Below are 13388 nucleotides of genomic sequence, written 5' to 3' on the forward strand. Positions count from 1 at the left end.
ATGAAGTTGCAAGAAATATTTACGGAGATTCCCGAACTTAATGTCTTTTTGAAGAATTTAGATGAGGGAAAAGGACAAAGAAATCTCTTGACGGGGCTGATTGCATCTGCAAAGCCCTTATTTTTGGCAGAATTGCTGCAAAGAAAGAGAAAAAATATACTTTTCGTGACAGATTCATTGCATCATGCACAGCAGTTAGAAAAGGAACTGCTGGGTTATGTAGGTAAAGAACAAGTTTTTTTATTTGCAGTTGATGAGACAATGGCAGCAGAGGTTGCAATCAGTTCACCAGAATATCGCGGTGAAAGAATAAAAGCGCTGACAGCATTGCAGGAACAAGAAACACCTAAAATCGTGATTACTTCAGCAAGAGGACTAAAAAGTATTGTACCACTGCCTGATGTATGGAAAAAAGCAAAAATTGACTTAACCATTGGTAACGATATTGACCAAAGCCTGTTAATTGATAATTTGGTTGAGTTGGGATATCAACGAACAAAATTAATCGAAAAAATTGGTGACTTTGCAGTTAGAGGATCAATTGTAGATGTTTATCCAGCTAATACGGTTAATCCTATTAGGATTGACTTATTTGATACTGAAATCGATTCTTTGCGTGAATTTGATATGAATACGCAAAGAAGTATTGAAAATATAAAACACGTAGAAATTTTGCCTGCTACCGATGTTTTAATTTCAAAAGAACAAATAAAAGGTGCAATTGCAAATATAAATAATGCTTTAAGTAATGAGAAAAATGCATTAAAAAATAAAGAAAGTTATAACAAACTATCTGATACCATTGAAAATCTGCTCGAAAGAATTAAGGGACAAAAACTTTTTCCAAGTGATGCTGTGTTCTTAGATAAAATAATCAGTGGAGATTCGAACATTACAGATTATTTGGCGGAAGATGGCCTACTCATTTTAGATGATTATCCAAGGCTTTTGGATACTGAAAAGGTACTCGGAGATGACGATGCAAACTGGAAGTTATCTCAAGTGGAAATGGGGAAAATTTTTTCAAATGAGCTTCTTGGTGAACCAATCAGAAAAATTATCAAAAAGATTAAACAGCGTAGCCTATTCTTATCAATTTTTGAAAAAGGAATGGGCCAGCTGACTTTCAATCAAAAACTTGATTTACAAGTTCGGGGAATGCAGAATTTCTTTGGGCAGATGCCACTTTTGAAAGCGGAAACTGACAGATGGGCCAGTCAAAAACAGACAGTCATAATCTCGATCTCAGATAAAGAAAGGCTCAGAAAGATAGCGACAACCCTCGAAGACTTTGCGATAAAGTCGGTAATCGTGACAGATGGCAAAATAAAAAAAGGACAAATCCAATTGGTATTGGCCAATCTGACTACCGGTTTTGAGCTGCCAAAAGAGCATCTTGTTGTGATTACAGAAAATGAGTTATTTAATAAGCTGCCCAAAAAAAGAGTTTCCAAGCGGCAAACAATGGAGAATTCTGAAAGACTAAAGAGTTACACAGAGTTAAAAGAAGGCGATTATGTTGTTCATATCAATCATGGTATTGGCAAATATATCGGCATGAGAACAATGGAAGTAGAAAATAAACATCAAGATTATCTAACTATAGTATATCGAGATGATGCAAAGTTATTTCTTCCCGTATCTCAAATTGATAGAATTCAGAAATATGTTTCAGGAGAATCCAAGGTTCCGCATATTAATAAGTTGGGCGGTTCGGAGTGGCAAAAAACAAAAAGCAGTGTTGCCTCTAAAATTGAGGATATTGCTGATGAATTAGTTGAGTTATATGCAAAAAGGGAAATGGAACAAGGTTTCGCTTTTTCAGCAGATAATGAATACCAGAAAGAATTTGAGGATGCTTTTCCATATACAGAAACACCAGACCAATTACGGAGCAGTGCAGAAATAAAGCGTGACATGGAGAGAAAAGTGCCCATGGATCGCTTATTAATTGGTGATGTTGGTTATGGGAAAACCGAAGTTGCACTTAGAGCTGCTTTTAAGGCAATCCAAGACCAGAAACAGGTTGCTTTTTTAGCTCCAACGACAGTACTTGCACAGCAACACTACGAAACAATGCTGAGTCGTTTTGCAGATTTTCCAGTTCAAAGTGCTGTTTTATCACGCTTTCAAACAAGAGAACAGGTGAAACAGACAATCAGTGACTTGAAGAATGGAGTTATCGATATTGTAGTTGGGACACACAGATTATTGTCTAATGATGTCAAATTTGCAGATTTGGGTCTTTTGATTATTGATGAAGAACAGCGCTTTGGGGTCAAACACAAGGAAAAATTGAAACAGTTGCGCTCACAAGTTGATGTTTTAACGTTGACAGCAACACCTATTCCAAGGACCCTGAATATGTCAATGCTGGGAGTTAGAGACTTATCTGTGATTGAAACTGCACCGATGAATAGATACCCAATTCAAACTTATGTGATGGAGCAAAATTATGGAACCGTTGCAGATGCGATTTCCCGGGAAATGGCGAGAGGCGGGCAAGCTTTTTATCTGCACAATCGTGTTGCTGATATTGAGAAGACAGTTGCCGAGATTAAGGCGTTTGTTCCTGAAGCACAGGTTGCATACATCCATGGTCAAATGACAGAACTACAATTGGAACGAATACTTGTCGATTTTATTGCTGGTGAATATGATGTATTAGTTACGACGACGATTATTGAAACCGGAGTCGATATTCCTAACGTAAATACTTTAATTGTAGAAGACGCCGATAAGATGGGGCTTTCACAGTTATATCAACTTCGTGGCAGAGTTGGACGAAGCAATCGTGTTGCATATGCGTATTTTATGTATCAAGAAAATAAAGTACTTACTGAAGTCAGTGAAAAGAGGTTAGAGGCCATTAAGGACTTTACTGAATTGGGCTCAGGCTTCAAAATTGCAATGCGTGATCTATCAATTAGGGGTGCAGGAAATCTTCTGGGTAAGCAGCAGCACGGCTTTATAGACTCAGTTGGATATGATCTATATACACAGATGCTAAAGGACGCGGTTGCCCGGAAAAAAGGCATCAGTGAGATCAAAAAGACAGATGCTGAGCTTAGGATTGGTATTGAAGCATATCTGCCATCAAGTTACGTTGAAGATCAACGGCAAAAAATTGAATTGTATAAGCGAATCAGACAAATTGAAAATGAGGAACAGTTCTTCGAAATTCAAGAAGATTTAATCGACCGTTTTGGCGAATATCCTAATGAAGTTGACAATTTGCTGCAACTAGCTTTAATGAAGATGTATGCTGACAAGGCACTTGTTGAACTAGTGGATTATGGAAGTAAAAAAATTAACGTAACATTCAGTGAGGAAGCTTTTGAATTTTATAGTGCCGCAGATTATTTAGAAGTTGTCGCTAAAGTTAATCTCAGAGCAACTTTAAAATCTGAGCAGAAAAAAATGAAAATTGCCATAGCATTGCAGCCCAAAAGCAAATTGGAGCAAAATATTGCAGACGTGACAGAAATGTTTAAAGAACTAAGTAGAAAAGCAAACAAAGCAAAAAAGGTAAAAGAACATGAAAAACAAAACATCTAATTTTGTGCTTAAGGGTGCAACCACGCTAACGATTGCCGCTTTAGTTGGAAAGATTTTAAGTGCTATCTATCGTGTTCCTTTTCAAAATCTGGTGGGAAACAGAGGCTTTTATATATATCAGCAGATATACCCAATATATGGGATTGCAATGACAATAGGTCTCACCGGATTTCCAGTCTATATTTCCAAGATAATTGCAAAGGAAAAAAGCGATACTAGGAAAAAGCAACAGGCAGCTAGCTTATTAAAGATACTATTTTTGTTTGGAATATTGATTTTTGCTGTACTCTATTTAGGAGCAGCTAAAATTGCCCAGCTGATGGGAGACAACAAACTGGACGAACTAATAAGGTGTGTATCATGGCTGTATCTGTTGGTACCGCTGCTTTCTGTTGCAAGAGGATACAATCAGGGAATGCAAGAGATGATGCCAACAGCTTTTTCACAGTTAGTCGAACAAGTGGTTCGTATATGTATAATCATTGCTGCTGCACTTTTTGGCATTGCACATGGCTGGTCGCTTTATCGAATTGGCAGTTATGCTTTTCTAGGATCTATAGTAGGAGCAATCTGTGCCTTGGCTTTTTTTACCAGTTTTTTCGAGGAACTTCTAAAATTTAGGCATAAAGAGAGTTTAACAGTAATAATTGATGTTTTAAAGGGGATACTTTCTGAGGGATTAATAATTTGCCTTTTTGCAGGAATTTTAGTATTGCTGCAATTAGTAGATTCTTTTACACTAAAAAAGGCATTGCAGACCGCTGGATATTCAATGCAAAATGCCGAAAACTTAAAGGGTGTCTATGACCGCTCACAGACTTTTCTCCAATTGGGTCTGGTTATTTCCACCAGTTTTTCAACTAGTTTATTGCCAATGTTAATTAAGAATCAGGTGGAAAAAGATAAGATAAAGTTTGAACAAAATATACAGTTGATTTATCGAATTTGCATATGGATGTCCATGTCCGTGACGGTGGGATTAATAATCTTAATGCCAAGTCTTAATAAGGCACTTTTTTCTTCTGAACAAGGCAGTACCGCAATTAGTATAAGCATGCTGACCATTATTTTTGCAGGAATTATTTTATTGGATAATTCAATATTACAAAGTACAAATAATTACAAAAAAAATATTATTGTGCTAGCATCAATAATATTAGTCAAGTTTTTAACAAGTTATCAATTCACGTTGCACTTGGGTCTTGTTGGGGCATCTCTTTCTAGTGTTTTGAGTATGGCGATAGGTACATTTTTATCGGGAACATCATTGAAGAAAATGGGGCTTAGCCGGAAGTTGAATAAACGATTTATGATAAGGGTCATTGGATGTTCCATAATAATGACTGTTGCGGTTTTCTTCATACTTAATTTGCTTAATTTGACTAATTTACTTGGGAATTCACGAGTAGACAGTTTCATCCAGTGTATTATCGGAGTATTAATAGGAGCAATTTTTTATGTAGGTGCAACCAGGTATGGTAACTTGTTTAGTGAGCAGGAATGGAGAAACATTCCTGGTGGAGAATACATTTTGAAAATTTTCAGGAAGAGGATGGATAATTAATGAGGTTAGATAAATTTTTGAAAGTTTCGCGTATTATAAAAAGGCGAACCGTTGCAAAAGAAATCGCAGATAAAGGCAGAATTACTGTCGACGGCAAAACAGCAAAGTCATCAACTGATATTGCTGTTGGAGATGAGCTGGTTATTTCTTTTGGCAACAAGACGTTAAGTGTAAGGGTGACCTCTTTGAAAGAAACAGTAAAAAAGGATGAGGCTACACAGCTATACGAAATCATTGCTGAAGACTTTAAGGAAAATTTCAAATAAGTAAATTAATAGACTTTGCGGAGTTAAAATTGCTATAATGATGAGGTGGTAATGCTAGGAAAGGGGTAGCTTTTGAGATGGCAGCAGGTCAGAAAATAAGAACATTAAATAATTCTTTTTATCGTGCTAACGAAGAAAAGCAAAGACAAAATGATTATCAAATGCGAGTCAAACGAGTCCATAAAAAGCGGTTTATCATAGTTATCCTAGCGTTTTTCCTGATAATGACATTTTTTGGTTACCAAATTGTAAATACAAAGTTATTAACAAGCAATTTAAACAAACAAATAAATGTATCCCAAAAAAAACTTGATAGTGTTAGGGCACAAAGGGCAAGCTTAAAGGAAAAAGTAAAACAGCTAAACGATGAAAACTATCTTGAAAAGATAATCAGGGAGAAATATTATTATTCAAAAGATGGCGAAACAATCTATAGTTTACCGAATAATAGCCTGGGACAAAAATGATTTGATAGTCCTTAACCTATTGCATACCAGCGTTTGCGTGTTATACTAAGATGTATATAGTTTAAGGAGGAGCAACATTTTTATGTCAATTGAAGTGGGAGCTAAGGTTACAGGCAAGGTTTCAGGGATAACGAATTTCGGTGCGTTTGTTGATTTGGGCGATAAAAAGAACGGGTTAGTCCATATCAGCGAAGTATCTGACGGATATGTTAAGGACATTCACGATGTTTTGAGCGTCGGCGATGAGGTTACAGTCAAAGTTTTGTCAATTGCTGAAGATGGAAAGATCAGTCTCTCAATTCGAAAGGCAGCTGCTCCTTCACGGGAGAAAACACAGGCTTCACGTACAAATCGAACGGAGCGCGGAAATAATTATCATTCTGGTGGAACAGATGTGAAAACACATAATTCCAGTGGACATCGACAAAGTTATAAAAAAACAGAATATAAAAAAGCAAATGAAGCTAAGAAAACGGATTTTGATTCGTTACTATCAGGTTTTTTGAAAGATAGCGAAGTTCGCCTGACATCATTAAAACGAAATACAGAAGGTAAGCGTGGCGGCCGTGGTGGTCGTCGTAGTTAAATCAAATAAATTCGATTGTTGTCGTAAACAACAATCGTTTTTTTAGTAGGTTGAGTATATGATAAATTTAACACAGAGTTTTTTTAATAATTTTAGAAAGTATTGTCCTGAGCAAAAGGTGTTGGTGGCCGTGTCGACAGGCGTTGATTCAATGGCTCTGCTTGATCTATTAAGCACACTACCGATAAGTGTTAGACCAGATATCGAAGTAGCTTATGTAAATCATAAGTTAAGGCCAGAGAGTCAAGAGGAAACAAGATTTATCAAAAACTTTTGCAAGGAACATCGTATTAAACTTCATTGCAGTGAATGGAAAGTTGAAACCCATCCTAATACCGGAATAGAGGCAGCAGCAAGAAGCTTCAGATATAAATTTTTCGCAGATGTTATGAAGAAAACCGGAATTAAGATCTTGTTAACGGCACATCACGCGGATGATCAAGCAGAAACTTTTCTTATGAAACTCATAAGAGGAGGCAATATTGAGCAGTTACAGGGAATCAGAGCCACAAGGAAATTTGCTGATGGATATTTGGTAAGGCTTTTGTTGAGTTATTCAAAAGATGAAATCCGGGAATATGCAGCTAAAAGAAGGCTTACTTATTTTGAGGATGTAACCAACAATTCAAATGACTATTTGAGAAATAGAATCAGGCATTTGATTGTTCCTAAGCTGAAGAATGAAAATCCCAAGTTTTTGGAACATGTGCAATCATATGAACGTCAACTTTCAATTTTAATGCGAGCAGCTGAGGAAAAAATAGACAATTATTTGGTAGAGATGCATGTTGGAGAAGATACTTTTTCAGTTGATACATGGCTATCATTGAGTAAAAGTTGGAGAACTTTAGTACTGAAGAAGTTACTTGAGAATTACTCAAAGAAACTTAATGAAGATAATGTGAATCAAATTGAACAGTTTTTAGGCAATTCCAAAAAGCCACAAGGATTTATTGAGGTTGGAATGAATAAGTTCTTGGTCAAAAAGTATGATTTATTTTATTTTGATAATAAATATCAAATTAAAGATGAAATTAAGGGCAATTATAGGTTAAAATTAGATAGATGGACTTTTCTTAATGAAAATGAAGAGGTAGGTGTTTTTTTAAATAAAAAACCGGCACTTCTTGCGACGGATCAGGTATTTTATTTTTCGGATCCACAATTATTACCCCTAACGATTAGGCATCGCAATCAAGGAGACAGGATTCATACTAAGGTTGGAACACAGAAGTTAAAAAAAATCTTGATTGATGATAAAATTCCCCAAGATATTCGTGAAAAAATATGGGTAATTACTACCGAAGAAAACTTGGTTTTATGGGTACCAAATGTTAGAAAATCAGATTTGTCAGAGAGTCCGGGAAATGATAAAATGCAATACATGATAATTTTTAGGAATAAAATCTAGAAATGAGGTTGAATATGAACGAGGATATCAAAGAGATTCTTTATAGTAAGGAACAAATAGAAGAAATCTCAAAGAAAATTGGTGCACAATTGACTATCGATTATGCGGGTAAGAAACCTTTAGTCATTTGTGTACTGAAGGGTGCTATTTTATTTATGGCAGATATCATCAGAAGAATGGATACATACACCGAAATTGATTTCATGGATGTTTCAAGTTACGGTGATTCAACAGTTTCGTCAGGAGAAGTCAAAATAATTAAAGACTTGGATGTACCAGTCGAAGGACGAAATGTTCTAATTATTGAGGACATTATTGATACTGGAAAGACGCTGCAGTGTATAGTTAGTCTTTTGAAACATCGTAAAGCACAGTCTGTAAAGATTTGTACATTGTTGGATAAACCTGAGCGAAGAGTCGAAGGCGTAGTTCCAGATTACGTAGGTTTTCAGGTGCCAAATGAGTTCGTAGTTGGATATGGACTTGATTATCAGGGAATGTACCGTAACCTTCCATATGTTGGTATTTTAAAAGAAGAAATTTATGAGAACAATTAATGGTCAATAATAGTCAAGTGTGTTATGATTTATGCGCTACCTGTTTGACCGTAGCAATCCGTGTAGTAAACGAGGAGGAAGCAGATGAACAATAACAAGAATGGACTTTTTAGAAATAGTCTATTTTATATTGTGATTTTCCTTGGGGTAATGGGGATGTTGTACTACTTTTTTGGTGGTAAAACAAGTTCCCAATCCCAACAAATCCAATCAAGCCAATTTATTAGTGAGTTAAAGAAGGATAATATTAAAGATTTTACAATGCAACCTTCTGGAAGTACTTATAAAATTACAGGTGACTATAAAAAGGCACATAAAGTTAAAGAAGCAACAGGCCTAGGAAGTTTTACTTCTGGCAGCAGCAAGGTAACATCATTTTCAACTAATGTGTTGACTAATGATGTTGCTGTTAAGCAGATTCAGCAATATGCTGAGAAGAACAATGTGAAGAATGGTGCCAAGGAAGAAGAGTCTAGTAGCCTATGGTTACAACTGCTTATTTACTTATTACCAGTAATTTTCTTTATATTTTTCTTCTACATGATGATGGGTCAAGCAGGACAAGGCGGCGGTAGTGGCCGTGTCATGAACTTTGGTAAGTCAAAGGCCAAACCGGTCGACAAAAAAGCGAATAAAGTACGTTTCTCCGATGTTGCTGGTGCAGAAGAAGAGAAACAAGAACTTGTCGAAGTTGTTGAATTTCTGAGAGATCCGCATAAATTTCTGTCATTGGGAGCTAGGATTCCTTCAGGAGTTCTACTTGAGGGTCCCCCTGGAACAGGTAAGACGCTGCTTGCAAAAGCTGTTGCTGGTGAAGCGGGTGTACCATTTTATTCCATTTCAGGTTCCGACTTTGTTGAAATGTTTGTCGGTGTCGGGGCAAGCCGTGTGCGTGATTTATTTGAAAATGCGAAAAAGAGTGCACCATCAATCATCTTTATTGATGAAATCGATGCTGTTGGTCGCCAACGTGGTAATGGTATGGGCGGCGGACATGATGAACGTGAACAAACACTTAACCAATTACTGGTTGAAATGGATGGTTTTGAGGACGATGAGAGTGTAATTGTCATGGCTGCAACGAACCGGTCAGATGTTTTGGATCCTGCATTATTGAGACCAGGTCGTTTTGATCGTAAGATCTTAGTTGGCCGTCCTGATGTTAAAGGACGCGAAGCTATCTTGAAGGTACATGCCAAGAACAAACCATTAGCAAATGATGTTGATTTAAAGATGGTTTCCAAGCAAACACCTGGATTTGTTGGTGCTGATTTAGAGAACTTGCTTAATGAAGCAGCTCTTTTGGCTGCACGCCGTGACAAGAAACAGATTGATGCTTCAGATATTGATGAAGCAGAAGATCGTGTAATCGCGGGACCTGCAAAGAGAGATCGCGTAATTAGCAAGAAGGAAAGAGAAACGGTTGCTTATCACGAGGCAGGACATACAGTTGTTGGCCTGATTCTCAACGAAGCACGGATTGTTCATAAAGTAACGATTGTACCGCGTGGTCGTGCTGGTGGATATGCAATTATGCTTCCAAAGGAAGACCAAATGTTGCTCTCAAAACATGACTTGAAGGAGCAGATTGCCGGTTTGATGGGTGGTCGTGCTGCTGAGGAGATTGTTTATGGTGAACAATCATCTGGGGCGTCAAATGACTTCCAGCAAGCTACGCAGCTTGCTAGAGCGATGGTTACCGAGTATGGGATGAGTGAAAAACTTGGACCGGTTCAATATGAGGGCCAAAGTAATATGTTTGCCGGTGGCGGAATGCCGGGTCAAGCAAGCTACTCAGGACAAACAGCGAACTTGATCGATGATGAAGTTAAGGCCTTATTGAATGAAGGAATGGCATCAGCTAAGCAAATTATTGAGGAACATCGTAAGCAGCATAAGATAATTGCAGAAGCATTGCTTGAATATGAAACTCTCGATGAGAAACAAATCTTAAGCTTATTCGAGACAGGCGAGATGCCGGTTAAACGAAATGCAGAATTTCCTAGTGAAAAAGCTGCAACATTTGAAGAATCAAAAGAAGCTCTAAAAAGAAAAGAAGAAGAAAAACAGCGGGAAAATGAAAAAACAGCCGATGAAGATTTAACGAAGACTGTAACATTTTATCCAAAGGACAAATCTTAATAGCAAAATGGTTTTTCATTTAAAAACAGATGATTTTGTGTTGAAATCATCTGTTTTTTATTGCTATCATGGAGCTAACACAATATTTGAGGAGAAGAGATCAATGGCTGATTATTTGATAAAAGCGTTGGCATTTAATGGTCAATTAAGAGTGTATGCTGTAAATTCAACAGAGACTGTTAGAGAGGCACAAAGGATACACGATTCGTGGAGTGCTGCTACAGCTGCATTTGGTCGTGCAATCACGGCTACTAGTTTACTTAGTCAATCCCTGTTAAAGGGCGATAATAAAATGACTGTGAAGGTTATGGGCGATGGACCGACCGGAACAATTGTGATTGATGGAACTGCGACTGGGGATCTAAAAGGTTATTTGCAAAACCCACATGTCAATTTACCGTTGAATGATAAAAAAAAGATTGATGTGAAGGGTGCAGTTGGAAGCAACGGATTACTGCAAATTACAAAGGATCTCGGACTTAAAACACCATTTACTGGACAGGTCCCCCTTGTTTCTGGAGAGTTAGGGGAAGATTTCACCTATTACATGGCAAAATCTGAACAAATTCCTTCTTCGATTGGTGTTTCGGTCTTTGTTAATAAGAATAATTCAGTTAGAACTGCTGGAGGTTTTATGGTTCAAGTAATGCCTGGAGCAAGTGATGAAGTTCTGACAAAAATCGAAGAACAAATTGCTAATTTACCTGCAATCTCAGTAATGATGGCAAATAAAATTACACCAGAAGAAATGATTTATCGCATTTGTGGTAGGGAAAATACACAAGTTTTGGACAAAGTTGAAATTAGTTATAGGTGCGATTGCTCTAAAGAACGTTTTGCAAAAGCACTTGCCAGTATTTCACCGGTTGACCTGAAATTGATGATAGAAGAAGATCATGGCGCAGAAGCAGTCTGTCATTTCTGCAAAAAAAAGTATACTTTTACAGAAATTGAGTTGCAGAAACTATTAAATGGTATTCAAAAGTAGAATTTTAAAATATAATAAAATTAGATTTGCTTTTTGTGTCATAATTGGGCAATATATAAAGTGAGTAATTTTTTGGAGGGATAATTTTGGTTAAGGAACAAAGTATGAATGATCAGCTGAAAGTTCGGCGTGAAAAAATGGATGAGTTGCGAGCGGAGGGAATTGATCCATTTGGTCATCGGTTTGAGCGAACAGCAATGACTAAAGAATTACATGATCAATATGATGCAAAGACAAAAGAAGAATTAGAGGAATTAGATATTAAAGCAACGATTGCAGGAAGAATGGTTGCGAAGCGAGGAAAAGGAAAAGTTGGTTTTGCTGATATTCAAGATAAAGATGGTCGCTTGCAATTGTATGTCCGTAAAGATGTTGTTGGTGAAGAAGAGTATCATATTTTCAAACGGTCTGATTTAGGAGATCATTTGGGTCTTACTGGAGAAGTGATTAAGACAGATATGGGCGAATTGACACTGAAAGTGACAGATATCACATTTTTGTCAAAAGCACTTCGCCCATTACCCGACAAGTTTCATGGTTTACAAAATGTAGAACAGATTTACCGTCAACGTTATTTAGATTTGATCGCAAACAGAGACAGCTTTGAGCGCTTTATGAAGAGAAGCAAGATCATAACAGCAATTAGACGTTATCTTGATGATAATAATTTTACTGAAGTTGAAACGCCTGTCTTGCATAATCAAGCTGGTGGTGCTGCTGCGCGTCCATTTATTACACATCATAATGCTTTGGATATTTCGCTTTATCTTAGGATCGCACTCGAATTACATTTGAAGAGACTGATTGTTGGTGGAATGGAACGAGTTTATGAAATTGGCCGTGTATTCAGAAATGAAGGAATCGATACAAAGCATAATCCTGAGTTTACAATGTTGGAATCGTATGCTGCATACTTTGATTTTACAGATGTTATGGACGAAACCGAAGGAATATTTAAGGCTGCAGCAAAAGTAGTAACGAAAGATGGTACAGTTGAATATCAGGGAGAAAAAGTTGATTTTAACAAACCATTCAAGCGTGTGCATATGGTGGATGCGATAAAGGAAGAAACTGGTGTTGATTTTTGGCAAGAAATGTCAATTGAACAAGCTAGACAAATTGCTGATGAAAAAGGTGTTCATTATGAAAAGTATTGGAAAGTGGGACATATTATTAATGAATTTTTTGAAACTTTTTGTGAAGACAAAATAGTGGATCCAACTTTTGTGTATGGACACCCAGTAGAAGTTTCACCATTAGCAAAGAAGAATGCAAAAGATGCTAGGTTTACAGATCGTTTTGAAATGTTCATTCTTGGAAATGAGTACGCAAATGCCTTTACAGAATTAAATGACCCCATAGATCAAAGAAGCCGATTCGAGGCTCAGGTTGAAGAGCGTGAGGCTGGAAATGATGAGGCTGAAGGTATTGATGAAGATTATGTGGAGGCATTGGAATATGGGATGCCGCCAACCGGAGGATTAGGAATTGGGATTGATCGTTTGGTAATGCTGATGACTGATGCACCTTCTATTCGTGACGTCTTGCTTTTCCCAACATTGAGAACAGATGAAAGTAATAAATAATTAGACTGATAGATATAAAAGAATGCTTATATTGTTTAGGGAGAAGATCGAATAAAATATTCGGTCTTTTTTATTGTGAAAATATTGACTAAAGAGCTATAACGGTGTATAATATTTTTTGTTACTTGTTTCGGCTGATGGCTTGAAACAATGGACTAAGTAAAAAAAGTGTTTGACAGTTGTTGTTAAACATGGTATTATATAAAAGTTGCGTTAAGCAATTAAGTAGACCTTTGAAAACTGAACAAAGTTTCGACAAATCA

General features: G+C 36.9%; 10 protein-coding genes. All 10 read left to right on the top strand.

Annotated elements, in window-relative coordinates:
- Positions 1-3558, top strand: a complete 3558-nt coding sequence (gene mfd / locus IV36_RS09025) for a transcription-repair coupling factor (protein ID WP_056991847.1) — start codon at positions 1-3, stop codon at positions 3556-3558.
- Entirely contained in the window at positions 3539-5122 is a 1584-nt protein-coding gene (locus tag IV36_RS09030) for a putative polysaccharide biosynthesis protein (RefSeq protein WP_056991849.1), read from the top strand. The genes mfd and IV36_RS09030 overlap by 20 nt, the downstream gene beginning before the upstream one ends.
- Positions 5122-5388: an RNA-binding S4 domain-containing protein gene (locus IV36_RS09035; protein ID WP_056991851.1), complete on the top strand. Its 267-nt coding sequence runs from the start codon at positions 5122-5124 to the stop codon at positions 5386-5388. Before IV36_RS09030 ends, IV36_RS09035 begins: the two co-directional genes overlap by 1 nt.
- 77 nt (positions 5389-5465) lie before the next feature.
- Positions 5466-5855, top strand: coding sequence for an FtsB family cell division protein (locus IV36_RS09040; RefSeq protein WP_056991853.1), 390 nt, complete (start codon positions 5466-5468; stop codon positions 5853-5855).
- An 82-nt stretch (positions 5856-5937) separates the two neighbouring features.
- The gene (locus IV36_RS09045; protein WP_056991855.1) at positions 5938-6441 is read left to right on the top strand and encodes a S1 domain-containing RNA-binding protein; all 504 of its coding nucleotides are present in this window, start codon (positions 5938-5940) and stop codon (positions 6439-6441) included.
- 58 nt (positions 6442-6499) lie between these two features.
- Complete coding sequence (tilS, locus tag IV36_RS09050) at positions 6500-7852, top strand: tRNA lysidine(34) synthetase TilS (RefSeq protein ID WP_056991857.1); 1353 nt, start codon at positions 6500-6502, stop codon at positions 7850-7852.
- A 14-nt stretch (positions 7853-7866) separates the two neighbouring features.
- Positions 7867-8409, top strand: a complete 543-nt coding sequence (gene hpt / locus IV36_RS09055) for a hypoxanthine phosphoribosyltransferase (protein WP_056991859.1) — start codon at positions 7867-7869, stop codon at positions 8407-8409.
- 84 nt (positions 8410-8493) lie between these two features.
- Positions 8494-10551 (top strand): ATP-dependent zinc metalloprotease FtsH, encoded by a 2058-nt coding sequence (gene ftsH / locus IV36_RS09060; protein ID WP_056991862.1) that lies wholly within the window; start codon positions 8494-8496, stop codon positions 10549-10551.
- A gap of 103 nt (positions 10552-10654) precedes the next feature.
- Complete coding sequence (gene hslO / locus IV36_RS09065) at positions 10655-11539, top strand: Hsp33 family molecular chaperone HslO (protein ID WP_056991863.1); 885 nt, start codon at positions 10655-10657, stop codon at positions 11537-11539.
- Positions 11540-11625: 86 nt separating this feature from the next.
- Complete coding sequence (lysS, locus tag IV36_RS09070) at positions 11626-13125, top strand: lysine--tRNA ligase (protein ID WP_156648657.1); 1500 nt, start codon at positions 11626-11628, stop codon at positions 13123-13125.
- The last annotated feature ends 263 nt before the right edge of the window (positions 13126-13388 follow it).

The organism is Liquorilactobacillus mali (assembly GCF_001437155.1).
In the GTDB taxonomy this organism is placed as follows: Bacteria; Bacillota; Bacilli; order Lactobacillales; family Lactobacillaceae; genus Liquorilactobacillus; species Liquorilactobacillus mali_A.